The organism is Clostridium sp. NkU-1 (assembly GCA_001312405.1).
On sequence record BBDR01000003.1, the window covers coordinates 90014 to 115091 of the forward strand.

The window sequence follows — 25078 nt, forward strand, 5'->3', positions numbered from 1 at the left end:
AGTGAATGAATGGCGCTTTTCGTGAATACACAAAAAGCAAGTCAAGAAGGAGGAACATGATATGGCAGTGATAACATTAACACAGGAAAATTTTGAAACGGAAGTAGCAAATAACAGCGGCATTGTGCTGGTGGATTTCTGGGCGACCTGGTGTGGTCCCTGTAAGATGTTTGCACCAATAATAGACGAAATTGCAGAAGGGAATCTCCCAGGCGTTAAGGTTGGCAAGGTGGATGTAGACCAGCAGCCGGACCTGGCAGGGCAGTTTAAGGTCATGAGCATTCCTACTCTTGTACTTTTCAAGGATGGAAAGGCAGCAGTCACTTCCGTAGGAGTCAAATCCAAGAAAGAAGTTTTGGAAATGATTGAGAAATTAAGATAAATATGCAGTAACAGGCCACGGGTCATCCGGATCACCGGAAGGCCGGTGGTCTTTTTTTACAGATATTTACTATTTGCAGATGCCATTTTTTTTGTATAATAGATTGCATAAGTAGTTGTTGACATTCCCCTATACAGGAAGGATTATACTAAGTTCATCAGTACAAGGAAGCTCGTAAATGAAAGGTAATCTAATATTTAACTCTTAGACAACGCACAGGCTTATGGGGGTTTCTATGGAAGAAAAGAAATTGTATTCAATTGGGGAAGTTAGTAAGATCTGTAATATTTCTACAAAAGCCTTGCGGTTTTATGATAAAATCGGGATCATATCCCCTGATATGATCTGCAAGGAAAACAGCTACCGGTATTATAACAAAGAGTCCCTTCTGACAGTTCCGGTGGTGAAATACTACAAGCAAATGGGATTTAAACTGGAAGAGATGCAGGGGCTGGTGGAAGGTAATACGTATTATTATCTGGAACAGAATTTCCGTAATAAGATTGACCAGCTGTGTCTTCAGGAGCAGCAGATCCATAACAGCTATATTGCGGTTAAGGACTGGTATGAGCTGATACAGGAAGCCAAACTGGTGCTCCAGAACGATGTACATGATGTTGCTGTAAAATATATACAGCCCACCACCTATTGTGGTATGGAGCAGGACTTTGACTATAATTACATGGAATCCATCATTAATATAGAATGGACCAATCACTTAGAATCAGCTGAAAATGAGATCACGGGGCCGGTGATTTTAAAGTTCGACGCGTTTGAGGAAAAGATGGTTGGCAAATGCAGCCGCACCAGAATCATGCAGCAGGCCATTCATCCATGCAGGGGCTGCATGAACCGGCAGATCTTTGGAGGGTTTATGGCCGCATCGGTTTATCATATCGGCAAGCATGAAACCATTGATGAGGAGTATGATAAGATCCTTAAATGGGCGGCTAAAAAAAGGCTATAAGTGCGGAAAAGAAAGCTTTGAACGGTATGTGGTAGATTACTGGACCACCAGAAACCGGGAAGAGTTTGTTTCAGAGGTAATTGTTCCAATATACAGAGAATAAGGGAGCATGTTGTAACGGTTGGCTCCCCTGGATACAGTATAAAAAAAGGTGCTGTACCAGGGGAGTCTTTTTGATATGCCCGGATGTGACCGCTTCTCCCAATATTTGGAGCATAAAAAAAGTTTAAAAACCTGTTGACATTTCCCCTAGGGGGAAGATTTATACTAAATGCATAGAAAAACACAAACCGTCTACCTAAAATTAGTAACATTAACTGGCGTGATGTGTTTTCTAAACGTTTTCAGCTGAACGTAAAGAAAAAAACAGTGAAACAGGCTAACTTGAATTTTGTGCAGTATCAAATGGGGAAGGAAAACTTAGATGACGGAAGCACGAAAGAAATTTAAAGCAATTGGCATTACGACAGGCTTACTGTCCGGCCTTATGTATGGGTTATATACCACATTCGTTTTGATCGCCGGATATTACAAGCCTCTTGCCGGAGCAGTTGGATTGTTTGCTGCTCCATATGTAACCTCAGGCCTCAATGATTTGTTTGCTGGCCTCTGGCTGACCGCTTATAACGTCAAGACCGGAAGAATCCGGGAAATCGGAAGAAGCTTAAGCCTGTTCCCGGGAAAAATCATTCTGATCGGTTCTCTGGTTGGCGGACCCATAGCAAGCGGCGCTTACCTTATGGGACTTGCCATGGCAGGAGCCTATGCAATACCGATTTCTGCTATGTATATACTCTTTGGAGCATTGTTCGCAAGGATTTTCTTAAAACAGAAAATCGTTCCGAGAGTAGGCATTGGTATGGTGATCTGTGTGGTTGGAGCGATTGTCATTAACTGGGTAAAGCCGGAAGGCAGCACTAATTTTACTCTTGGGATCATCTGCGCGTTTGTTGCAGCCGTCGGCTGGGCTCTGGAAGGAGTATTTGCAGCTTACGGAAGTGCCATGCTGGATACTGATGTGGTAATCAATATCCGCCAGCTGTTATCCGGTATTGTGGATTTGATTGTTATTTTGCCGATGGTGGGAGGCATGGGACTTTTAAAGGGTACCCTTTTTGCACTGCCGCCGGTTGCGTGGCTGCTGGTTTCCGGACTTTGCGCCGCAATATCCTACTTGTGCTGGTATAAATCCAACAGTACAATAGGCTGCGCCATGGGAATGTCACTGAATATTACCTACGCGTTCTGGGGCGTGCTGTTTTGTATTCTGTTCTTAAAACAGCCATTGACCCCGACTATAATCATTGGTTCCATTATTATCATTCTGGGTGCGGTTTTAGTATCCGTAGACCCGTTTGAATTGCTCAATAAAAAGGAGGAAGTAAGCAATGAAATATGATGCATTAGGAATGATTGAGACAAAGGGCCTGATTGGTTCTATCGAAGCTGCAGATGCAATGGTAAAGGCAGCAAACGTTACTCTGGTAGGAAAAGAATTTGTCGGCGGCGGACTTGTTACCGTTATGGTAAGAGGTGACGTAGGTGCGGTTAAGGCAGCGACCGACGCAGGTGCGGCGGCAGCCCAGAGAGTTGGAGAACTGGTTTCCGTTCATGTAATCCCTCGTCCTCACGCTGAGGTTGAGACCATTCTTCCGAAAGATAAAAAGGAGTGTAAATAATGAGTAACCAAGGAATGACATCTGGATCCGCGGATGCAAAAATGGCGGCAGTAAACAAAAAATTCAGGACAACCGGTATGACAACCGGTGCATTATCCGGACTGACATACGGAATCTATACCGTACTTGTACTGGTGGCCGGATATTATGAACCTCTTGTCAGTGCGGCAGGACTTTTGGCAGGACCATATGTATGTTCCGGCTTAAACGATCTTTTCGCAGGAATCTGGCTGACTGCTTATAATGCAAAAAGCGGCCGTATCCGTGAGATGGGAAGAAGCCTTAATACATTCCCTGGTAAAATGATCGTTATTGGATCCCTTCTTGGCGGCCCCATTGCCAATGGCGCTTATCTGGTAGGTCTTGCCATGGCCGGTGCCTATGCGATTCCGATTTCCGCATTATGCAGTTTGTTCGGAGCAATTTTTGCATGGATCTTCTTAAAACAGAAAATCACCAAGAGAGTCATGATGGGTATGCTGGTATGCGTAGCCGGTGCCATCATCATCAACTGGACAAAGCCGGAAGGCAGTGATAACTTCACCCTGGGAATTATATTCTCCTTTGTCGCAGCCATCTGCTGGGCCCTGGAAGGCGTATTCGCTACTTACGGCGGAGCCATGATCGATACCGATGTGGCAGTAAACTTACGCCAGCTGATTTCCGGTATTGTAGATTTATTCGTGATCCTGCCAATCGTTGGCGGCATGGGACTTCTGGGCGGAACACTTTTTGCAGGAATTCCAGCCATCTGGCTTGCAGTATCCGGCTTAAGTGCCGCAGTGTCATTCCTTTGCTGGTATAAGAGCAACTCCACGGTTGGATGTGCTGTAGGAATGTCCTTAAATGTAACCTATGCGTTCTGGGGAGTTTTCTTCTGTATCCTGTTTTTGGGACAGGCAGTGACACCTACGATTGTAATCGGTTCTTTTGTAATCGTATTTGGTGCGATTCTGGTAACCATGAATCCACTGGATTTATTCAGGAAAGGGGAATAAAGATATGTTATTACCTGCAAGAACAGCGGTTTTAAATTATTTATACGGAGTAAAAAGTGCGGATATCGGCCAGATCATGGAGGCTTTAAAGCCCCTTTACGGCGGAGAGCGCCAGTTCACCAAAGAACGTTATTTGGATCATGTCATGTCTTTGGAAGCAAACGGTATGGTCAACTTAAGCAGCTATGACCTGGATCAGAACGGGGAGCTGCGCATGTGCTACGAAATCAATGATGACGGAAGAAGCGCTGTTGACAAATATGTGGATAAGAAATACCGCAAATAAAAAAAGTGGAGGTTTACGAAGGTGAGATATTACGGAGATGAAGCTTTAGGGCTGGTTGAGACCGTTGGACTGGTTCCTGCACTGGAAGCAGCAGACAAGATGCTCAAAGCAGCGGATGTAGAATTGATTTCCTATGAAAACGTAGGTTCCACCCTGGTGACCATTATGGTAAAGGGTGATGTGGCAGCGGTACGTTCCTCAGTAGATGCAGGCGCGGAAGCAGCGGCAGCCATTGGCAAAGTGACTGCAAAGAACGTGATGCCAAGACCCATCAAAGAGGTCGGCGACATTGTATCAGTGCACGATATTGACGCATAGAGAAAGGAAAACAGTATATGGAAAGATATGAAGCCCTGGGCTCAATAGAAACATTTGGTCTGGTATTTGTTCTCGAAGCGGCGGATGCAATGTGCAAGGCGGCAGATGTGGAACTCATCGGCTATGAAAATGTAGCTTCCGGTTATATTTCTGTATTGGTACGGGGAGATGTGGGAGCCTGCAAGACGGCTGTGGAAGCCGGAATCAAGGCAGTAAATGATATGGGAGCAGAAGTTTACAGCTCCGTAGTCATACCAAGACCTCATCCCCATCTTGAAAAAATCATCAGACGATATGCCTTAAATACTGCTCCTGAACAGGAATAGCAGGCATCCCGGATGAAGGGAGAATAGGAAATGAGTTTTGTAGATAAAGACCTGCTCTCCATACAGGAGGCAAGGATTTTAATGGAAGGTGCACGGGAGGCCAGAAAGACCATGCTTACCTTCCCCCAGGAAAAGCTTGATCTCATTACCGGCGCCCTGGCTGCGGCAGCAAAGGAAATGGCGGAGGAGCTGGCGGTTATGTCCGCGGAAGAAACCGGATATGGACGTTTCCAGGACAAGTACGTGAAAAACACCTTTGTCTGCAATTTCCTGCCGGAACGTTTAAAAAATATGAGATGCGTCGGCATCTTAGAAGAAGATCCCCAGTCAAAGACCATGGCAGTAGGCGTTCCTGTGGGCGTGATTGCCGCCCTGACGCCGGCAGTGAGCCCGGTTTCGACCGCGATCTACAACGTACTGATTGCCGTTAAGTCCGGCAATCCCATCGTTATCGCTCCCCATGAAAGGGCGAGGAAGGTAACGGGCAGGCTGCTTGACCGGCTGATAGAGGCAGGAAAATCCTGGGGACTTCCGGAAGGTGCCATCGGGTATTTAAAGACAGTGACAAAGGCAGGAGCTCTGGAACTGATCCGTCACCCGGCAGCGGCATGGTGGTCAACACCGGCGTTCCGGAGCTGTGCCGGGAGGCGGCAGAAAGCGGAAAGCCATATATTTACGGCGGCACGGGAAACGGACCGGTCTTTGTGGAGCGGACTGCCGATGTCAGACAGGCGGTAGAGGATATCATTGCCAGCCGTACTTTTGATTACGGTATCGTGTCTGCGGCCGAGCAGTATATGGTGGTAGACAGCCTCATTGCAGCAGAAGTAAAGGCCGAGATGTTAAAGAACGGTGCCTACTTCATGAATGGGGAAGAGGAGAAAAAGCTGATTGAACTCCTCTGCCTGGAAAGCGGGAAGGCGGATACGGAAATCATGGGAAGGCCGGCAGCAGAGCTTGCGGTCAGAGCAGGATTTACGGTGCCTGAGTCCACGACGGTGCTGGTTTCTGAACAGAAGTATATTTCTGACAGGAATCCGTTTGCAAGAGAGCTCCTTTGTCCCGTACTGGCCTATTACATCGAAGATGACTGGATGCACGCCTGCGAGAAATGCATGAGCCTTCTGGTTAACGAAAGCCATGGACACACCCTGGTGATCCATTCCAGGGATGAAGAAGTAATACGTCAGTTCGCCTTAAAGAAGCCGGTGGGCAGAGTTCTTGTCAATACTCCTGCCACCCTGGGCAGCATGGGAGCCACAACGAACCTGTTTCCGGCTATGACTCTTGGCAGCATCACCGCAGGTGCCGGAATTACGGCTGACAACGTTTCACCCATGAATTTCATCTACACCCGGAGCGTGGGATATGGAGTCCGTAAGGTAAAGGAATTCCTTGGGGCTGCGAAGAACGCTTCAGGCGGATATGAGAAAGCTCCTGAGACAAAGGGGAACTGTGAGGATGCAAAAGCACTCCTTAGGCAGATTTTAGAAACCTTGTCCAAAGAGCTAGATGATAAGTGTTGAAAGAAAAGCGTCTTTCAACCTTGAATTTGTGAATCAACTGGATATGCAAGCATATCCGCTTGATTCATTAGGCGGCAAATAATTGAAAGAGAGGGAAACCAGATTGGATATTCGTGAATTTTCAAATAAATTTGTGGAAGCAACGAAGAACATGACACCAGAAGAAAGAGCTTCTTTGATGAAGATGTTTGAAACTGTTTCCGATGAAATCAACAAAAAAAGAACCTGCTGTCCAGTCAGCAGTATGCTGTGAGGGAGGAAAGGAGATACCGAATGGCATTACTCCTAGACTTCAGAATTTAAAGGAAAATTATTTAAAACATAAACCATCTATTACAACATACCGTGCACGTGCTATTACCAAGATCGCAAAAGAAAATCCTGGTATGCCAAAGATCATGCTTCGTGCAAAATGTTTCCGTTACTGCTGCGAAACAGCACCCCTGGTCATTCAGGACAACGAGCTCATCGTAGGCGCTCCCTGCGGCGCTCCCCGTGCAGGTGCATTCTCCCCGGATATCGCATGGAGATGGATGGTAGATGAGATCGATACCATCGGAACACGTCCTCAGGATCCATTCTATATTTCCGAAGAAGACAAGAAAATCATGAAAGAAGAGCTGTTCCCTTACTGGTCCGGTAAATCTGTTGATGAGTATTGTGAGGATCAGTACCGTGAAGCAGGCGTATGGGAATTATCAGGAGAGTCCTTTGTATCTGACTGCTCCTACCATGCCATCAACGGCGGCGGTGACTCAAACCCCGGTTATGATGTGATCCTTATGAAGAAGGGCATGCTGGATATTCAGCAGGAAGCCAAGGATCATTTAGAAGAACTGAAATATGAGAATCCTGATGATATTGAAAAGATTTATTTCTACAAATCCATTATCGATACCACAGAAGGCGTTATGATCTACGCAAAGAGACTTTCCGAGTATGCAGCAGAGCTTGCAGCAAAGGAAACCAATCCAAAGCGTAAGGCAGAACTGTTAAAGATTTCTGAAGTAAATGCTTACGTTCCTGCTCACAAGCCAAGAACCTTCTGGGAAGCTATCCAGGCTGTATGGACCATTGAGTCTCTGCTTGTAGTGGAAGAGAACCAGACCGGTATGTCCATCGGACGTGTGGATCAGTATATGTATCCATTCTACAAGGATGATATTGAATCCGGACGTATGAATGATTTCGAAGCATTTGAGCTTGCCGGCTGTATGCTGATCAAGATGTCTGAGATGATGTGGATCACCAGCGAAGGCGGTTCCAAGTTCTTTGCAGGCTACCAGCCATTCGTAAACATGTGCGTAGGCGGTGTGACCCGCAGCGGACATGATGCTACCAATGATTTAACTTACCTGCTTATGGATGCAGTCCGTCATGTAAAGATTTACCAGCCATCACTTGCATGCCGTATCCACAACAAGTCCCCGAAAAAGTACATGAAAAAAATCGTAGATGTGGTACGTTCCGGTATGGGATTCCCGGCTTGCCATTTTGACGATGCCCACATCAAGATGATGCTTGCAAAAGGCGTATCCATTGAAGATGCACGTGATTACTGCCTGATGGGCTGTGTAGAGCCTCAGAAATCAGGACGTCTGTATCAGTGGACCTCCACTGCTTATACCCAGTGGCCGATCTGTATCGAGCTTGTTTTAAACCACGGCGTTCCGTTATGGTATGGCAAGCAGGTTTGCCCGGATATGGGTGACTTAAGCAACTTCAAGACCTATGAAGAGTTTGAAGCAGCTGTAAAAGAAGAAATCAAATATATTACAAAGTGGACTGATGTTGCCACCGTTATTTCCCAGCGTGTTCACAGAGATTTGGCTCCAAAGCCGCTCATGTCCATCATGTACGAAGGCTGTATGGAAAAAGCCAAGGATGTATCCGCAGGCGGCGCAATGTACAACTTCGGACCTGGTGTGGTTTGGTCCGGACTGGCTACCTATGCAGACTCCATGGCAGCCATCAAAAAGCTTGTTTTTGAAGAGAAAAAAATATACACTGGAGCAGATAAACGAGGCGTTAAAGGCAGACTTCGTGGGATATGACCAGATCCGCACCGATTGCCTCAATGCTCCAAAATACGGAAATGATGATGATTATGCAGATTTAATTGCAGCTGACCTGGTTGACTTTACAGAGCATGAGCACAGACAGTATAAGACCTTATACTCTGTTTTAAGCCATGGTACCTTATCTATTTCCAATAACACCCCATTCGGACAGATGACAGGCGCTTCTGCCAACGGCCGTAACGCATGGCTGCCACTTTCCGACGGTATCAGCCAACCAGGGTGCAGACTTCAAGGGCCCGACCGCTATCATCAAGTCCGTATCCAAGTTGTCCAATGACAGCATGAACATCGGTATGGTTCATAACTTTAAGATCATGGCAGGGCTTCTGGATACTCCGGAAGGAGAAGAAAGCCTTATCACCCTGCTTCGTACGGCATGCATGTTCGGAAACGGTGAGATGCAGTTCAACTACTTAGACAATAATACCTTAGTTGAGGCTCAGAAGCATCCGGAGCTGTACCGCGACTTGATCGTCCGTGTAGCCGGCTATAGCGCATTCTTCGTAGAGTTATGCAAGGATGTACAGGATGAGATCATAAGCAGAACCATGCTGACACATTTCTAAAAGAAAACGGAGATAAATCATAATGGACCATGGAATGACAGGAGAGATTGAACGTAAGGCGTTTATCTTTAACGTGCAGAAGTACAACATGTATGACGGGCCGGGAATCAGAACCCTGGTATTCTTTAAAGGTTGTCCTCTCCGGTGTAAATGGTGCTCCAATCCAGAAGGAATGGTGCGGAAATTCCAGGTAATGTTTAAGCAGAATTCCTGTACAAACTGCGGGGCGTGCGCTGATGTGTGCCCCGTAGGAATCCATGTGATGTCCAGTGAGACCGGGAAGCATGAAATCAAACGGGATAAGGATTGCATCGGATGCATGAAGTGCAAGAATGTCTGCCCCAATAAAGCGCTGACCATTGCCGGAGAGGTTAAGACCATTTCAGAACTGCTTAAAATTGTGGAAGAGGATGCTGCCTTTTATGATATTTCAGGCGGCGGCGTAACCCTTGGCGGCGGTGAAGTGACTGCCCAGCCGGAAGCAGCTTTGAATCTGTTGATGGCCTGCAAGCAGGAAGGGATCAATACGGCGATTGAGACCTGCGGTTATACCAATACGGAAACCATTTTAAAAATTGCGGAGTATGTGGACTTATTCCTGTTTGATATCAAACACATGGACCCTGTCCGCCACAATGAGCTGGTGGGTGTGAACAATGAACAGATCCTTACCAATCTTAAGGAACTGCTTCACCACCGTTTCAATGTGAAGGTCCGCATGCCCATGCTGAAGGGGATCAATGACAGCCGGGAAGAGATCGATGAGGTCATTAAATTCCTGATGCCCTTCCGTGATTATAAGAATTTTAAAGGAATTGACTTACTTCCGTACCATAAGCTGGGCGTGAACAAATACAATCAGCTTGATATGAAATACCCCATTGATGGTGATCCAAGCTTAAGCGCAGAGGATTTAGACCGGATTGAAGTGGATGAAGGAATATCAGTTCCCGGTTACTGTGGTAAAGCACTAAGAAAGGGGAAGAGGCCATGATTGAGATGCAGCGTGTCATAGAGGAGTCCGTTCCGGGCAAGCAGGTGACCATAGCCCATGTAATCGCATCTCCCATACCGGAGGTGTATGAATGCCTTGGCATTGATGAACTGGGTGCCATCGGAATTCTCACTCTGTCCCCTTTTGAAACCTCCATCATTGCGGCGGATATTGCGGCTAAAGCAGCAGACGTTGAAATTGGCTTTTTAGACCGTTTCACAGGCTCTGTGATCATTGCAGGCGATGTGGACAGTGTAGAAACCGCTTTGACTGCGGTATGTGATACCTTAAACCGCGGGCTGGGTTATATGGTGCCTGCGGTAACAAAAACATGAGAAAAAAAAGAATCATGATCATCGGTCCCTGCGGCAGCGGGAAAACTACCCTGGCGAATGCATAAACGGCTTTACCGGTCCTGCCAGGAGAACCCAGAACATGGTATATGGGGAAAAGACTCTGGATGTTCCGGGGGTTTACTTAGAAAGTCCCTGGATGCACAAGCATATCATTGCGGCGGCACAGGATGCCTCCCATGTACTGATGCTGGTAGACCAGTCCTCATGCCGGGAGAGTTATCCGCCTGGATTTGCAAAAGTGTTCCGGGTCCCTGTGATCGGTGTGATTACAGGAAGCGGAGAAAAACCGGAAAATGATGAGTGGTGTATCCGTCAGTTAAAAAAAACCGGAGTTCATGAGCCCTGTTACCATATTAATCTGTCTGAAGGGACCGGTCTTCATGAATTAATGGAAGCATTAAAATAAAAGGAAATACCCTGCGGGTATACCTGTATGCCCAAGGAACATGGGCAAATTTAGAGAAAGGAGGGAAATGTAACGTGGAGCAATTTGTAATGAATACAAAGGTATATATGGGATCGTCCTGTCTTGATAAAATGAAGGAACTTCCAGTGACAAAGGCTTATATAATCTGCGACCCCTTTATGGCCCAGTCCGGAAAGGTGAACTGGATCACAGAGCTTTTGCAGGAGAAGGGGAGCAGCTATGAAGTGTTTTCTGAGGTAGTACCTGATCCGACCATTGAAGTAGTTTCAAAGGCCATTGGTGGAATGAAGTGCTTTGGTCCGGATGCAGTGATTGCCCTTGGCGGCGGCTCTGCCATTGATACGGCAAAGGCTGCAAGCCACATCTACAGTCAGATGGGAAATGAGAAACTGTGTTTGATCGCAGTTCCAACAACCAGCGGTACCGGAAGTGAAGTAACCAATTTTTCCGTAATATCCGATCCTCAGGCCCAGGCGAAATATCCACTGCGTTCCGATAGTATGGTGCCGGATGCAGCCTTTCTTGACCCCCGCTTTACGGTATCGGTTCCGCCTCACATTACAGCGGATACTGGAATGGATGTTCTGACCCATGCCTTAGAAGCCTATGTTTCGACCAATGCAGGTGATTTTACCGATGCCTGTGCGGAAAAGGCTGTAAGGCTGGTATGGAGCTATCTGGCACGTACCGTAGAGGAAGGAAGCGACATGGAAGCCAGAACTCACATGCACAATGCATCCTGTCTGGCCGGAGTTGCTTTTAACGGAGCTTCCTTAGGCTTTGCCACAGCATGGCACATGCACTTGGAGCACGCTTTCACATTCCTCACGGAAGAAGCAATGCAATCCTGCTTCCCCATGTCATCAGCTACAACGCTGGTCTGGAAGATGCGGGAGAGCAGATAGCCTGCGCAAGATATATGGCAATCGCAAACATGCTTGGAATCGCAGCAGGAACAGATAAGGCCACGGTACACGGCCTGGTGCGTCATATCAAGAATCTGATGAACAAGATCAAAATACCTCAGCAGATTACGGACTTAAAAATTGATAAAGACGAATTTGAACAGGCTGTACATGAAATGGCGGAAAAAGCCTGGCTGATAACTGCACATTGACCAACCCAAGAGTGCCAACGGTAGAAGAAATTGAAGCCATCTACCGGAAATTGTGTAAGGGGGGCTATTAATGAAATTCATCACCGAAGACGATTTGAGGATTTTATTTAAAAAAGGACCCTTTACCTCCTATGATCTCCCTGTGGGAACCAGACTGACACCCGGAGCGCGCCAGTTCCTGGTGGATAAGAAGATTCCCATAAGTGACGATCCCTTTGTGGTAAAACGAAAAAAAATGAAAAACCTGCAGAGAAAAAAAGAAGAAGCACCGAAAAAAGAAATCTGTCAGGATCATTTCTTATTAAAAAGGAAAACCCTTCAGGCACAGTTTCTGGAGGCAGGTCTTGAATTATTAAATCGGGACGTGCTGTTAGCGGAGCAGATATTTGAGCTGGAACGAAAGCTTTCTGACCTTGGGAAAGAAGGCAGGGAAGTGGAAATTTCCCCCTCGCCCTGTACCGGATTTCATAAGGAGAACTTTAACCAGCCTTATGAGGACTGCTTCGAAATCACAGGTTTTCATGCACAGTCAGAAAAGGGGAAGGAAATCCTTATTCTGCACCGGCTGCGCTGCAGCGTAAGAGAGCTGGCGGCGGAAACGGAGAATGGGATCCTTAACCCGGTGATCAACCGCTTATCACAGATGATATGTCTGGAATATGGAGGGAAAACATGTCAAAGGAAGTAATTACATTTGATGGTTGCAATGAACTGGTGAGCCAGTTTGAAGCAGTTGTTAAGCAGCCCGTTAAGGAAGCTCCTCTGTTTATTATACCGGAGTCGATCTGGGAACAGCGTGCGTGGTACTGGCCGTGCTGGATGAGAATTACAAACCTGTGCAGGTGCTTACCGTTATGCGGATGTGGTCCGGGATGGAATGGTCGTGGATTACATCGGTGCCATCCGGATCGTACGGGAGCTTAAAGAAGAACTGGAGGAAAAGCTGGGCACAGAATTGCTTTATGCGGCTGCAGCCATTCCTCCGGGCACCGATTCCCTGGACGGAGGAGCGATTAAGAACGTGGTCCAGGGAGCCGGATTTGAAATAACAGCCCTTCTCGATGAGCCAACGGCGGCAAATGCAGTTTTAAAAATTAAAAACGGTGCAGTCGTGGATATCGGAGGCGGCACCACCGGAATCTCCATTTTAAAGGATGGAAAGGTGGTGTATGTAGCGGATGAACCAACTGGAGGAACTCATTTCTCCCTGGTGGTCTCCGGTGCTTATCAAATGTCCTTTCAGGAAGCAGAGGTTTATAAACGGAAGGAAGAAAACCATAAAGAACTGCTGCCGGTTTTAAAACCGGTTGTGGAGAAGGTTGCTTCTATCATAAGCCGCCACATTAAAGGACATGATGTGCAGGAAATCTATCTGGTAGGCGGTACCTGCTGCCTTACCGGGATTGAAGCAATCATTGAAAAACAGACGGGAATCAGGACACGCAAACCTGAGAACCCGATGTTTGTAACACCTCTTGGAATCGCATTTTCCTGTACGCAGGAAGAGCTGGCATAAAGGATGTGGACAATATGGAATACCGTATAATTAAATCACCGTCACAGGGAACAATCGATATTTTGAACCGAAGAAAAGGCTCCGGCAACTCCTCCCCCATAGGAGCTGTGGACGCAGTGGGACTGGTACAGGGCAGAATTATCGAAATGGTCTGTGCCGCAGATGTGGCAGAAAAAGCAGTAGGTGTTACGGTAGAAGACATCAGAGGAAGCTGCCCGCAGAACATGATCATGCTGGCGATTTTTGGAGATACGGCATCGGTAGAGGCAGCTATGGATGAGATTAAGCAAAGAGAGAAGAGAGGGGTGGAAGAATGGTAGCGGCCAGATTGATTGATAACATATGGGCAACCAGAAAAGCGGAGTCCTTAAATGGATATAAATTTATGCTTGCCGAGATCATTGGAGGCACACGGGAAGGCGAGCGGCTGATCGTAGCAGATATCATCAGTGCTGGAATCGGTGACCGTGTGATCATTTCCACCGGCTCTTCTGCCAGACGGATGCTGGGAAGCGATGAGGTTCCCGTAGATGCCGTAGTAATTGGGATTATTGATGAAGATTGCCAATTTATATAGGAGGGAAGTGATCATATGAAGCAGTTGATTTGTGCAAAAGATGTAGAGAAGTTAAACGCTGAGGGAAAAAAAGGTATTTTACGTGGAAAACGGAAGTATCATCACTCCGTCTGCAAAGGATGCTGCAGATTCATTCGGCATCAAATTCTGCGATAAGGCAGAGGAGCAGCAGACACAGGCCCCGGCTGCTTTTGCAGGCATGGATATTGACAGCGATAAAATTTATATGGTACTGAAGACTTTGATGGAAAAGGGTTTGTTAAATGATATTTTAAAACCCTATGAGTCAGAAAGCCATGGAAACGGCCTTAAGGTGGTTCGTGGAAGCTCTGTGAAAATGGATGTATTTGATACGGGTGATCCATCTGTCAAAGCTTATTACCAGGAACTTGTAAGCAAAGACGAGTCCCATATCAGTGCAGGTTTCCTTGTGATCGACCATTCAAGCTTTGAATGGGAATTGACCTATGAAGAGATCGACTATGTAATTGAAGGAACCTTAACCGTTACCATTGACGGAAAGACCTATACGGCAAAAGCCGGAGATGTGCTCTTCGTGCCGTCAGGCTCCAAGGTAATCTGGGGTTCACCAGATAAAGCAAGAGTATTTTACGCAACGTATCCGGCAAACTGGGCTGATTTGGTTTAAGGAGGTAAACAATGCAGGCACTTGGCTTTATAGAAACAAAAGGCGTGCTGGTAGCTATTGAGGCGGCAGATGCCATGTTAAAGGCAGCAGACGTGTCTCTTCTGGAAAAGACTAAAGTCGGCGGAGGTCTCGTTGCTGTTACGGTGACCGGTGATGTGGCGGCAGTAAAGGCAGCGGTGGACGCCGGAGCAGCAGCGGTGGAACGCATAAATGCTGCTGCTTTAGTAACACGCCATGTGATTGCCAGGCCTCATGATGAGCTGACGGCTGTAATTGGCGGAGGTACTCCTGATGAACCGGAAAAAGAACCAGTTCCGGAAATCGAAGAAGAACCATTGGCTGAGGAAGTAAAAGAAATACCGGCAGAGGAGCCGGTGGAAGAACCTTCCAATGAACCGGAAACGGTGGATACCATAAAGCGGGAAACCGTGGACTTATGGATGAAGCAGGACGGTCTGGAAGAAACTATGAAGATACTTGAAGATATGAAGGTAACAGAGCTTAGGACACTTGCCAGAGAATATCCGGAATTCAGTATAGCTGGACGGGAAATTTCAAAGGCAAATAAAACCCTGCTGCTGGAAGAATTCGGGAAGTATTACAGACAGAATGATTAATATTTTTAGAAAGGGAGAACGGGAACATGGAAAATTTTGATTATGATTTACGTTCCATCCAGGAAGCAAGGGACTTAGCAAGATGCGGCGAAGCTGCCGCAAAGAAAATCGCCGAATTTACGGCAGAACAAATTGACACCATTCTTAAGAGCATGGCAAAGGCAGGAGAGGAACATGCTCTTTGCCTGGCAGAAATGGCTGTAGAAGAAACAGGTTTTGGAAAGGTCATGGACAAGGCATATAAGAACCATGCTGCTTCCACTCTTTTATATGAAGAGATAAAGGATATGAAGACAAGAGGGATCCTTTCAGAGGATACCGTAAATAAGACCATTGATGTGGCAGAACCGGTAGGCCTTGTAATGGGTATCGTTCCATCTACCAACCAACCTCAACCGTATTCTTTAAATCCATGATCGCCATTAAATCTGGAAACGCAATTGTATTTTCTCCTCATCCTTCTGCTGCTAAATGCACCTTAAAGGCTGCAGAGGTTATGCGTGACGCTGCAATTGCAGCAGGCGCACCGGAAGGAATCATCGGCTGTGTATCCATGCCATCCATGGGATCTACCAATGAACTGATGAAGTGCAAGGAAGTTTCCGTTATCATTGCAACCGGTGGCCCTGGCATGGTAAAAGCTGCATACAGCGCAGGAAAGCCAGCCATCGGCGTAGGTGCAGGAAACTCTCCGGCTTACATTGAAAAGACAGCAGATGTAAAGCAGGCGGTAAAGACAATCCTTGCCAGCAAGACCTTTGACTATGGTACCATCTGTGCTTCCGAGCAGTCCATCATCTGCGAGGAGAGCAATCACGCAGAAGTCGTAGCAGAGTTAAAGAGCCAGGGCGGTTACTTCATGACAAAGGAAGAAACCGATAAAGTTTGTGCTTTGTTATTTAAAAATGGTCATAACATGAATGCTAAATTTGTTGGCCGTTCCCCACAGGTGATCGCTCAGGCCTCAGGAATCCAGATTCCTGAGGGAACAAAAGTCCTCATCGGAAAACAGGAAGGCGTTGGAGAGGGATATCCCTTATCCTACGAAAAGCTGACAACCGTACTTGGTTTCTATACCGTAAAGAACTGGGAAGAGCCTGCGGCTTAAGCATCCGTCTTTTACAGAACGGAATCGGACATACCATGAGCATTCATACCCAGGACAGGGATATGGTTCTTAAGTTCGCTGCAAAGCCTGCTTCCAGAATCCTTGTAAATACAGGCGGAAGCCAGGGCGGAACAGGAATCAGTACAGGCCTTCCGATTTCCTTTACATTAGGATGCGGAACCTGCGGAGGAAGCTCTGTTTCTGAAAACGTCAGCCCGAAACATCTCCTCAATGTGAAAAAGGTAGCTTTCGGTATTAAGGATTGCTCTACCATCGCAGCAGATGATCCAACCTTTACATGGAAGGAAACAACCCAGGCTGCATCCTTTAGTCCTGCTGACTTCGTAGCATCCTTTGATAAAAAAGAATGCGCACCGGCTTCTTCCTGCCAGGGAGGAAACGATGAAAATGAGAAGCTGGCAGCTCTTGTAAAGGAGATCGTACTGGCTATGAAGGGCCAGTAAAACGAACCAGAAAAGGAGAACAGGAATGGATAAGTATGAAGCGGTAATCAAACTCTTAATGGAAGCCGTGAAAACGGAATCCGGAACCGATGAGTTTCGAATACCAGTCGGCGTTTCCAACCGCCACGTACATCTGTCCCAGGAAGACTTGGATGCTCTTTTCGGCCAGGGTTACCAACTGACCAAACTAAAGGAGCTATCCCAGCCGGGACAGTATGCATGCAAAGAAACAGTCACCGTATGCGGCCCCAAGGGAGCCATTGAAAAGGTCCGCATATTAGGCCCGGTCAGAAAGCAGACTCAGGTTGAAGTCCTGGCAGCAGACTGTTTTAAGCTTGGAACAAAATCAGAACCTAAGATGTCCGGGGAATTAGCCGGAACACCAGGGATCACATTGGTGGGTCCTAAGGGCTCCGTTCAGACAAAGGAAGGCCTTATCATCGCCCAGAGACACATTCATATGACTCCTCAGGATGCCCAGAAGTTCGGTGTACATGACGGACAGACGGTAAGCATTCAGACAGAAGGAATCCGCGGCGGTATCTTTCATCATACGGCAATCCGTGTAACCGATACGTCGAGCCTGGAATGTCATCTTGATACGGAAGAAGCAAATGCCATGGGACTTGGCAGTTCTTCAAGCGTAACCATTGTAAAGTAAGTGAACCATTAAAAATTAATTATAAATCAGGAGGATTTAAAAATGAAATACGATGCATTAGGAATGATTGAAACAAAAGGTTTAATTGGATCCATTGAAGCAGCAGATGCTATGGTAAAGGCAGCAAACGTTACTCTGATCGGCAAAGAATTCGTAGGCGGCGGTCTTGTTACCGTTATGGTAAGAGGCGACGTAGGAGCAGTTAAGGCAGCAACAGATGCAGGTGCAGCAGCAGCTCAGCGCGTAGGAGAACTGGTATCCGTACATGTAATCCCACGTCCACATGCAGAAGTTGAAACAATTCTTCCGGGCACAAAAGAAGCATAGTTAAAAATTCGTTAAAGGTCTGTTTTTTACGGGGTTTTTCTCGCAAAAAAACAGACCTTTTTTGAAGGATTTTTTTGTCTAAACCATGTAGAAGTATGGAGTTTTTTTGACGTGTCAAGAATTATACAGAGTATTGATATACGATGGTTATACAATTACGGATATTATATACATCTTCCATGAAAAACCAGATAAATTTCCGTATATAATAGACAAAATTAATTTTATTAGGTATAATATCAGGTATATGTGCAGGATGCAGAAAGCAGGTGGAATTATGCGCCATAAAAAGAGCGTAATGAGAAGTTTCATGATGGTGACCCAACTGGGAATCAGTGTCATGGTACCTGTATTTGTCTGTATTCTTGCCGGTTACTATATTGACCGGTATGCTGGGACAAAGCTGACGTTATTATTTCTGTTTCTGGGATTTCTGGCAGGAGGTTTAAATGCCTATAAGCTGGCAAAGACCACACTAGCATGAATGAAAGGGAGGAGCGGGCTGAGGATCAGAAGGAGCGCATGGAGCGGCAGGAGGAGGCAAGACCCAAGTCCATAAGCCGAAGCAGCCAAGCCGTGTGAAGGGACATGAAGATGAGAAACTTTTGTAGACAGGAGGACTTGTAATGGGGAAGGAAACAAAGAATCTGATGCTTGAGGTTTCTGCTGGAATTGTATTTTTCACGGCGGTAGTTATGCTTGGGGCATTATTTGTGTATCCAAGACGTGCTGTTTTTGCAGGATTGATTTTGGGAATGGCGTTAGCCCTGGCCATGTTTTTATCCATGGCTATGGTACTTGAACGTTCTATGAAGACGGAAGATCCAAAGACTGTTCAGAAGCAGAGTATTATCAGCTCAGTCATTCGCTATCTGCTGCTTGTTGTTATAATGGTAGCAGTCATTGTCCAGTTTTCGGACTGGTTCAATCCGGTCGCAGTAGTAATCGGAGTCTTAGGACTCAAGGCTGGAGCATTTTTTTCAGCCTGTTATACACAAGATCGCGGTCCGAAGGACAAAAGGAGAGTGATCTTCTTTGCGGTCAAGTGGGATCTCTTAAGAAAGGAGGCTTAAGCGTATGGTAGTTGCGAGTGCCAATAATGTGGACTTTATGATCAAAGGAGTAACAAAATTTCATGCCTTTGGGCAGGAGCTTTGGGTTACAACCACAGAGATAGGCCTTAGCATTGTGACAATCGTAATCCTGATTATAGCAGTGATTGCCAACCGGAAAATGAAGCAGGCCACAGAAGTGCCTGGCACCTTCCAGAATATAGTGGAGTTTGCTGTGGAAGCGCTTGATAACCTGGTGAACAGTACTATGGGTCACAATGCAAAAAAATTTGTTAATTATATCGGAACTATATTTATCTTCATACTGTTCTGCAATATTGGCGGCTTATTTGGCCTTAGAACGCCAACAGGAGACTTTGGTGTTACCTTTATGCTTGGTATTTTCACTTTCTGTATCGTGCAATACCAGGGAATCAAGAATCACGGAATCGGTCATCTGACAAGCTTGTTTCAGCCATTTCCGGTTTTGTTTCCGATTAATTTAATCGGTGAAATTACCAACCCATTATCCCAGGCGCTTCGTTTATTCGGTAATATGATGTCAGGTGTTGTTATTATGGGATTGTGGTATGGGATGATGCCAATTTTTGTAAATATTGGTATCCCATCATTTTTACACGTATATTGCGACGTATTTTCCGGCTGTATCCAGACCTATGTGTTCTGTATGCTGACCATGGTATATGTCAATGATAAGATGGATTAAACTTCAATAATATTAAATTCAGGAGGAATTTTTCTATGAACGGATTTTCAGGACAGGATTTTATCTTAGGCTGCTCAGCAATCGGTGCAGGTCTTGCGATGATCGCAGGTATCGGACCTGGTATTGGACAGGGTATCGCAGCAGGCCACGCAGCTGCTGCAGTTGGACGTAATCCAGGCGCAAAGGCTGATATTACATCTACCATGCTTTTAGGACAGGCCGTTGCTGAGACAACAGGTCTTTATGGTTTCGCTGTTGCTGCTATCCTCATGTTCTTAAAGCCATTCAGCTAAAGAGTGGAGCGGCGGGCGGAAAAAGCCTGCCAGTAGAATGGGGAAAGAATAAAGAGCGAGAGGAGGCGAAACCTTGGAACGATTATTGGGATTTGACCCACAGCTGCTTTTTACTTCATTTATAACAGGCATTAACATATTCATCCTGTTTTTTGCGTTATCCTATATGCTGTTCAATCCGGTGCGGAAAGTCCTGGAACAAAGAAAACAGAAGATTGCGGGAGCATTAAAAAAACGCTGCAGACGATAAGGAAGCTGCGCACGCAATGAAGGAAGAATATGAAGCCAAGCTTCATGAAGTGAAAAAAGAGGCAGAAGAAATCTTAGAGGATGCCAGAAAAAGAGCAAAACAGCGTGAGGCTGAGATTATTGCAGAAGCCAGGGAAGAAGCGGACCGCATTGTTACACGGGGCAACCGCGAGGTGGAACTGGAGAGAAAGAAAGCGCTTGATGATATGAAGGAACAGATTATATCCATCGCTTCTGTTATGGCCGGCAAGGTCGTGGCTGCTTCCATTGACACTACGGTGCAGGATGCCCTGATTGACGAGACTTTGAAAGAGATGGGTGAGAGCACATGGCAAAGCTAGTATCAAAGGTATACGGCGATGCATTGTTTGAGGAAGCTTTAAGAAAGCAGGAAGTGGACACTTTGTTTGAGGAAGTGAGAGGCCTGCAGGTGGTTTGGCGTGAGAATCAGTCATTGGCAGAACTTCTTGATAATCCGAAGATTGTAAAGGATGATAAAATCGGCATTATTAAGAATATTTTTGACGGACGCGTATCAGATGACCTGATGGGTTTTCTGGCAGTCATTGTCGACAAAGGCAGGCAGAAGGAGATTCCGGCAATCTGTGAATACTTCGTAAACACTGTCAAGGAATATAAGAAGATCGGCGTGGCCCATGTGACCAGCGCTGTTGAATTAAATGAGGGCAGAAGGCCCGGCTTTTGGAAAAACTGCTGAACACCACTCAGTATGTGGAGTTTGAGATGGATTATCAGGTGGATCCGTCAATCATTGGCGGCATGGTGATCCGGATCGGTGACCGGGTAGTGGATTCCAGTATTAAGGCACAGATTTATGATCTGCGCCGCAGCCTGTTAAAGCTGCAATTGGCGTGATTTACTTAATGAAAGCAGGCGTAAGCGGGGCTTTTATTCAGCAAATCAGCCGTTGGAGGAGCCGTGAGGCGAATCGAGTTTCCATATAAATAAAGAAAGAAGGTGCAAACCTTAATGAATTTAAGACCAGAAGAGATCAGTTCTGTCATCAAGGAACAGATTCAAAGATATTCTACGAAACTGGATGTCTCTGATGTCGGTACAGTCATTCAGGTGGCGGACGGAATTGCCCGTATCCATGGCCTTGAAAATGCCATGCAGGGAGAGCTTCTTGAGTTTCCGGGAGAAATCTACGGCATGGTGCTCAACCTGGAAGAGGATAATGTTGGTGCGGTATTATTAGGTAGTGGCGCTATCAGCGAGGGCGATACGGTTAAGACTACCGGACGAGTGGTGGAAGTACCTGTTGGCGATGCATTGACCGGACGCGTTGTAAATGCGTTAGGACAGCCCATTGATGGAAAAGGACCGGTCCAGACAGACAAATTCCGTAAGATCGAGCGTGTGGCTCATGGAGTTATTGACAGAAAATCAGTAGACACCCCTCTTCAGACAGGTATTAAGGCTATTGATGCCATGATCCCCATCGGAAGAGGACAGCGTGAGCTGATCATCGGCGACCGCCAGACCGGAAAGACGGCGATTGCCATTGATACCATCATTAACCAGAAGGGCCAGGGAGTTCATTGTATTTATGTTGCCATTGGCCAGAAGGCATCTACGGTTGCCAATATTGTTAAGACACTGGAAGAGTACGGCGCAATGGATTATACCACCATTGTTGTATCCACTGCTTCTGATTTAGCTCCTCTTCAGTATATTGCTCCATATTCCGGATGCGCCATTGGAGAGGAATGGATGGAAAACGGAGAAGACGTATTGGTTGTTTACGATGATTTAAGTAAACATGCAGCCGCTTACCGTACCCTGTCCCTGCTGCTTAAGAGACCGCCGGGCCGTGAAGCATACCCTGGTGATGTTTTCTATCTGCATTCCAGACTGCTGGAGAGAGCCTCCAGGCTTTCAGAGGAGCTGGGAGGAGGTTCTTTAACAGCCCTTCCCATCATTGAGACCCAGGCAGGTGACGTATCCGCATATATTCCGACCAATGTTATTTCCATTACAGATGGACAGATTTACCTGGAGACAGAGATGTTTAACTCCGGTTTCCGTCCTGCCATCAACGCAGGTCTTTCCGTATCCCGTGTAGGCGGCTCCGCTCAGATCAAGGCTATGAAGAAGATCGCAGCTCCTATCCGTGTGGAACTGGCACAGTACCGCGAGCTTGCAAGCTTTGCACAGTTTGGTTCCGAGCTTGATAAGGAAACAGCAGAGCAGCTTGCCCAGGGCGAGAGGATCAGAGAGGTATTAAAGCAGGGCCAGTATCAGCCGATGCCGGTTGAATACCAGATCATCATTATCTTTGCAGCGACCAAGAAGCTGCTCCTGGATATTCCTACCAGGAAAATCCTTGATTTTGAAAAGGCTTTGACCAGTTTTATTGATACCAAATATTCTGAAATTCCCGCAAGCATCCGCGAGACAAAGCAGATCACGCCTGAGACAGAGGAATTGCTGGTAAAGGCAATTAACGAATGCAAAGCAGGTGTTTTTTTAAAGGCAGGTGAACAATCATGGCATCCATTAGGGATATCAAACGAAGAAGAGACAGTATTTCCAGTACCGAACAGATTACGAAAGCCATGAAGCTCATATCTACCGTTAAGCTGCAGAAGTCCAAAGCAAAGGCAGAGGAATCCAAACCTTATTACGACATGATGTTTGATACCATAGGTTCCATGCTGCGCAAATCCGGCAGTATTGAACATAAGTATTTAAAGTCAGGCGACTCTAAGCGGAAGGCAGTCATCGTCATCACTTCAAACCGTGGACTGGCAGGGGGCTATAACAGCAACATTGCCAAGATGGTTCATGGGGATGAGAGGCTTGCGCCGGAGCTTACGGATGTTTACGCCATTGGACGGAAAGGGAAGGAAGCACTGGTGAGAAGGGGATATACGGTTGCCGCGGATTATTCCGAAGTGATCAATGAACCGATCTACCGCGATGCGGCCGATATTACCATGGAGCTTTTAGATGCCTTTGGACAGAACCGGATAGGTGAAATTTATCTGGCTTATACATCTTTTAAGAATACTGTAACCCAAATACCGACTCTTAAAAAGCTTCTCCCGGTTGAAATGGAAAAGGAAAGTGAAAAGACGGATCTGACTTTAATGAATTATGAGCCGGATGAGGACCAGGTATTGGATTCCATTATTCCTAAGTATATGAGCAGCATGATCTATGGCGCTTTGCTGGAGGCCGTTGCAAGTGAGAACGGGGCCAGAATGGCAGCCATGGACTCTGCGACCAATAATGCGGAAGAGATGATAGAAGAACTTGGACTGGCGTATAACCGGGCAAGACAGGGTTCTATTACCCAGGAGCTTACCGAGATCATAGCCGGAGCCAATGCGATTTCATAAGGCGAATCAAACTTTATTTTTCAGGAACGAGAGAAATATAAAAGAAGGAGAAACAAGATGGCAGGACAAAATATTGGTAAGATCACCCAGATCATCGGTGCCGTACTGGATATCAAGTTCAGCCAGGGCAAGCTGCCTGATATTAATGAAGCAATTGATATTGCTACAAAGGATGGCAGCAGACTGGTTGTAGAAGTATCCCAGCATCTTGCGATGATACAGTAAGATGTATCGCCATGGGATCCACCGATGGACTGGTACGTGGTATGGACGCGGCAGCTACCGGCGCTCCGATTACCGTACCGGTTGGAGAGGAGACATTGGGACGTATATTTAACGTTCTGGGTGATCCAATCGATAATAAACCGGCACCGGAAGTAAAAGAGCATTTTCCGATTCACAGGCCAGCCCCTAATTTTGAGGAGCAGTCCACGGAAACGGAGGTTCTGGAAACCGGTATCAAGGTCGTTGACCTTCTCTGCCCTTATCAAAAGGGTGGTAAGATCGGACTTTTCGGTGGTGCAGGAGTAGGTAAGACCGTATTAATTCAGGAGCTGATCCGTAACATTGCCACAGAGCACGGCGGATATTCCGTATTCACCGGCGTTGGCGAGCGTACCCGTGAAGGAAATGACCTCTATCACGAGATGCAGGAATCAGGCGTTATTAACAAAACAACCATGGTATTCGGACAGATGAACGAGCCGCCGGGTGCCCGTATGAGAGTAGGTCTTACCGGCCTTACCATGGCCGAGTATTTCCGTGACCAGGGCGGTAAGGATGTATTGTTATTCATTGACAACATTTTCCGTTTCACCCAGGCAGGCTCTGAGGTTTCCGCTCTGCTTGGACGTATGCCTTCCGCAGTAGCTATCAGCCGACCCTGCAGACCGAGATGGGCGCTCTTCAGGAGAGAATCACTTCCACGAAGAATGGTTCCATCACATCGGTTCAGGCAGTTTACGTTCCGGCCGATGACCTTACGGACCCGGCTCCGGCCAACACATTCGCCCATCTGGATGCGACCACGGTTCTTGACCGTTCCATCGTGGAGCTGGGTATTTATCCGGCAGTTGATCCTCTTGGATCCACATCAAGAATCCTTGATCCCCGTATCGTAGGAGAGGAACACTACCGTGTTGCCCGTGGGGTTCAGGAGGTTCTTCAGAAGTATAAAGAGCTTCAGGATATCATTGCCATGCTGGGTATGGATGAGCTTTCTGAGGAAGATAAGATCACGGTGGCCCGTGCAAGAAAGATTCAGAGATTCCTTTCTCAGCCTTTCTTCGTTGCAGGACAGTTTACCGGTCTGGAAGGCCGCTATGTGCCGCTTTCTGATACGATTCAGGGCTTTAAGGAGATCCTCGAAGGAAAGCATGATGATATTCCGGAGAGCTATTTCTTAAATGCAGGCAGCATCGAGGACGTTCTTGCCCGTGTGAAAAAATAG

The 25078-nt window shown here is 46.6% G+C and carries 24 protein-coding genes and 10 pseudogenes; all 34 read left to right on the forward strand.

The genetic code is table 11. From position 1 onward, the window contains the following. Positions 1 to 61: 61 nt before the first annotated feature. Positions 62 to 382, forward strand: a complete 321-nt coding sequence (gene trxA, locus JCM10519_RS05890) for a thioredoxin (RefSeq protein ID WP_054738265.1) — start codon at positions 62 to 64, stop codon at positions 380 to 382. A gap of 235 nt (positions 383 to 617) precedes the next feature. Beyond that, positions 618 to 1452, forward strand: a pseudogene (locus JCM10519_RS05895) (MerR family transcriptional regulator). 321 nt (positions 1453 to 1773) lie between these two features. Continuing rightward, positions 1774 to 2748 (forward strand): EamA family transporter, encoded by a 975-nt coding sequence (locus JCM10519_RS05900; RefSeq protein WP_054738266.1) that lies wholly within the window; start codon positions 1774 to 1776, stop codon positions 2746 to 2748. Further along, positions 2738 to 3028 carry an ethanolamine utilization microcompartment protein EutM gene (gene eutM, locus JCM10519_RS05905; protein WP_054738267.1) on the forward strand — a complete coding sequence of 97 codons (291 nt, stop codon included), beginning with the start codon at positions 2738 to 2740 and terminating at the stop codon, positions 3026 to 3028. The genes JCM10519_RS05900 and eutM (JCM10519_RS05905) overlap by 11 nt, the downstream gene beginning before the upstream one ends. Beyond that, the gene (locus JCM10519_RS05910; protein ID WP_054738268.1) at positions 3028 to 4026 is read left to right on the forward strand and encodes an EamA family transporter; all 999 of its coding nucleotides are present in this window, start codon (positions 3028 to 3030) and stop codon (positions 4024 to 4026) included. The genes eutM (JCM10519_RS05905) and JCM10519_RS05910 overlap by 1 nt, the downstream gene beginning before the upstream one ends. 4 nt (positions 4027 to 4030) lie before the next feature. After that, a complete protein-coding gene (locus JCM10519_RS05915) occupies positions 4031 to 4312 on the forward strand; it encodes a hypothetical protein (RefSeq protein WP_054738269.1) in 282 nt (93 codons plus the stop codon). Positions 4313 to 4333: 21 nt separating this feature from the next. Continuing rightward, positions 4334 to 4630 carry a BMC domain-containing protein gene (locus JCM10519_RS05920; protein ID WP_054738270.1) on the forward strand — a complete coding sequence of 99 codons (297 nt, stop codon included), beginning with the start codon at positions 4334 to 4336 and terminating at the stop codon, positions 4628 to 4630. Between the two features lie 17 nt (positions 4631 to 4647). Next, positions 4648 to 4956 carry a BMC domain-containing protein gene (locus JCM10519_RS05925; protein ID WP_054738271.1) on the forward strand — a complete coding sequence of 103 codons (309 nt, stop codon included), beginning with the start codon at positions 4648 to 4650 and terminating at the stop codon, positions 4954 to 4956. Between the two features lie 30 nt (positions 4957 to 4986). Further along, positions 4987 to 6482: pseudogene (locus JCM10519_RS26830) on the forward strand (aldehyde dehydrogenase family protein). Between the two features lie 103 nt (positions 6483 to 6585). Further along, a pseudogene (gene cutC / locus JCM10519_RS05940) lies at positions 6586 to 9129 on the forward strand (choline trimethylamine-lyase). A gap of 22 nt (positions 9130 to 9151) precedes the next feature. Next, positions 9152 to 10103: pseudogene (gene cutD, locus JCM10519_RS05945) on the forward strand (choline TMA-lyase-activating enzyme). 16 nt (positions 10104 to 10119) lie between these two features. Further along, positions 10120 to 10458 carry a BMC domain-containing protein gene (locus JCM10519_RS05950; protein ID WP_054738274.1) on the forward strand — a complete coding sequence of 113 codons (339 nt, stop codon included), beginning with the start codon at positions 10120 to 10122 and terminating at the stop codon, positions 10456 to 10458. Then, a pseudogene (locus JCM10519_RS05955) lies at positions 10455 to 10885 on the forward strand (EutP/PduV family microcompartment system protein). The gene JCM10519_RS05950 and the pseudogene JCM10519_RS05955 overlap by 4 nt, the downstream one beginning before the upstream one ends. A 131-nt stretch (positions 10886 to 11016) precedes the next feature. Beyond that, positions 11017 to 12023 (forward strand): annotated as a pseudogene (locus tag JCM10519_RS05960) (1-propanol dehydrogenase PduQ). A gap of 70 nt (positions 12024 to 12093) precedes the next feature. Continuing rightward, positions 12094 to 12711 (forward strand): hypothetical protein, encoded by a 618-nt coding sequence (locus tag JCM10519_RS05965; RefSeq protein ID WP_054738275.1) that lies wholly within the window; start codon positions 12094 to 12096, stop codon positions 12709 to 12711. Further along, positions 12696 to 13539, forward strand: a pseudogene (gene eutJ / locus JCM10519_RS05970) (ethanolamine utilization protein EutJ). The gene JCM10519_RS05965 and the pseudogene eutJ overlap by 16 nt, the downstream one beginning before the upstream one ends. 14 nt (positions 13540 to 13553) lie before the next feature. Beyond that, the gene (locus tag JCM10519_RS05975) at positions 13554 to 13859 is read left to right on the forward strand and encodes a BMC domain-containing protein (protein WP_054738276.1); all 306 of its coding nucleotides are present in this window, start codon (positions 13554 to 13556) and stop codon (positions 13857 to 13859) included. Then, positions 13853 to 14116 (forward strand): EutN/CcmL family microcompartment protein, encoded by a 264-nt coding sequence (locus JCM10519_RS05980; RefSeq protein ID WP_054738277.1) that lies wholly within the window; start codon positions 13853 to 13855, stop codon positions 14114 to 14116. Before JCM10519_RS05975 ends, JCM10519_RS05980 begins: the two co-directional genes overlap by 7 nt. Positions 14117 to 14131: 15 nt before the next feature. Next, positions 14132 to 14765, forward strand: a pseudogene (locus JCM10519_RS05985) (cupin domain-containing protein). Between the two features lie 11 nt (positions 14766 to 14776). After that, a complete protein-coding gene (locus tag JCM10519_RS05990; RefSeq protein WP_054738278.1) occupies positions 14777 to 15382 on the forward strand; it encodes a BMC domain-containing protein in 606 nt (201 codons plus the stop codon). A gap of 26 nt (positions 15383 to 15408) precedes the next feature. Further along, positions 15409 to 16954 (forward strand): annotated as a pseudogene (locus JCM10519_RS05995) (acetaldehyde dehydrogenase (acetylating)). Positions 16955 to 16979: 25 nt separating this feature from the next. After that, the gene (locus JCM10519_RS06000; protein ID WP_054738279.1) at positions 16980 to 17615 is read left to right on the forward strand and encodes a phosphate propanoyltransferase; all 636 of its coding nucleotides are present in this window, start codon (positions 16980 to 16982) and stop codon (positions 17613 to 17615) included. A 42-nt stretch (positions 17616 to 17657) separates the two neighbouring features. Then, complete coding sequence (gene eutM / locus JCM10519_RS06005) at positions 17658 to 17942, forward strand: ethanolamine utilization microcompartment protein EutM (protein WP_024293096.1); 285 nt, start codon at positions 17658 to 17660, stop codon at positions 17940 to 17942. Positions 17943 to 18219: 277 nt separating this feature from the next. After that, positions 18220 to 18426 carry an AtpZ/AtpI family protein gene (locus JCM10519_RS06010; RefSeq protein WP_054738280.1) on the forward strand — a complete coding sequence of 69 codons (207 nt, stop codon included), beginning with the start codon at positions 18220 to 18222 and terminating at the stop codon, positions 18424 to 18426. A gap of 142 nt (positions 18427 to 18568) precedes the next feature. Then, positions 18569 to 19015, forward strand: coding sequence for an ATP synthase subunit I (locus JCM10519_RS06015; RefSeq protein ID WP_347843277.1), 447 nt, complete (start codon positions 18569 to 18571; stop codon positions 19013 to 19015). A gap of 4 nt (positions 19016 to 19019) precedes the next feature. Next, positions 19020 to 19721 carry a F0F1 ATP synthase subunit A gene (gene atpB, locus JCM10519_RS06020; RefSeq protein ID WP_054738281.1) on the forward strand — a complete coding sequence of 234 codons (702 nt, stop codon included), beginning with the start codon at positions 19020 to 19022 and terminating at the stop codon, positions 19719 to 19721. A gap of 35 nt (positions 19722 to 19756) precedes the next feature. After that, positions 19757 to 20014: an ATP synthase F0 subunit C gene (gene atpE, locus JCM10519_RS06025; protein WP_054738282.1), complete on the forward strand. Its 258-nt coding sequence runs from the start codon at positions 19757 to 19759 to the stop codon at positions 20012 to 20014. Between the two features lie 73 nt (positions 20015 to 20087). Then, positions 20088 to 20264: an ATP synthase F0 subunit B gene (locus JCM10519_RS26835; protein ID WP_347843278.1), complete on the forward strand. Its 177-nt coding sequence runs from the start codon at positions 20088 to 20090 to the stop codon at positions 20262 to 20264. 16 nt (positions 20265 to 20280) lie between these two features. Further along, positions 20281 to 20604 (forward strand): F0F1 ATP synthase subunit B, encoded by a 324-nt coding sequence (atpF, locus tag JCM10519_RS26840; RefSeq protein ID WP_347843279.1) that lies wholly within the window; start codon positions 20281 to 20283, stop codon positions 20602 to 20604. Next, a complete protein-coding gene (gene atpH / locus JCM10519_RS06035) occupies positions 20592 to 20981 on the forward strand; it encodes an ATP synthase F1 subunit delta (protein ID WP_347843280.1) in 390 nt (129 codons plus the stop codon). Before atpF ends, atpH begins: the two co-directional genes overlap by 13 nt. After that, entirely contained in the window at positions 20966 to 21139 is a 174-nt protein-coding gene (locus JCM10519_RS26845; protein ID WP_347843281.1) for a F0F1 ATP synthase subunit delta, read from the forward strand. The genes atpH and JCM10519_RS26845 overlap by 16 nt, the downstream gene beginning before the upstream one ends. 114 nt (positions 21140 to 21253) lie before the next feature. Continuing rightward, positions 21254 to 22846 carry a F0F1 ATP synthase subunit alpha gene (atpA, locus tag JCM10519_RS06040; protein WP_347843282.1) on the forward strand — a complete coding sequence of 531 codons (1593 nt, stop codon included), beginning with the start codon at positions 21254 to 21256 and terminating at the stop codon, positions 22844 to 22846. Beyond that, positions 22774 to 23628, forward strand: a complete 855-nt coding sequence (atpG, locus tag JCM10519_RS06045; RefSeq protein WP_054738283.1) for an ATP synthase F1 subunit gamma — start codon at positions 22774 to 22776, stop codon at positions 23626 to 23628. The genes atpA and atpG overlap by 73 nt, the downstream gene beginning before the upstream one ends. Before the next feature lie 57 nt (positions 23629 to 23685). After that, a pseudogene (atpD, locus tag JCM10519_RS06050) lies at positions 23686 to 25078 on the forward strand (F0F1 ATP synthase subunit beta).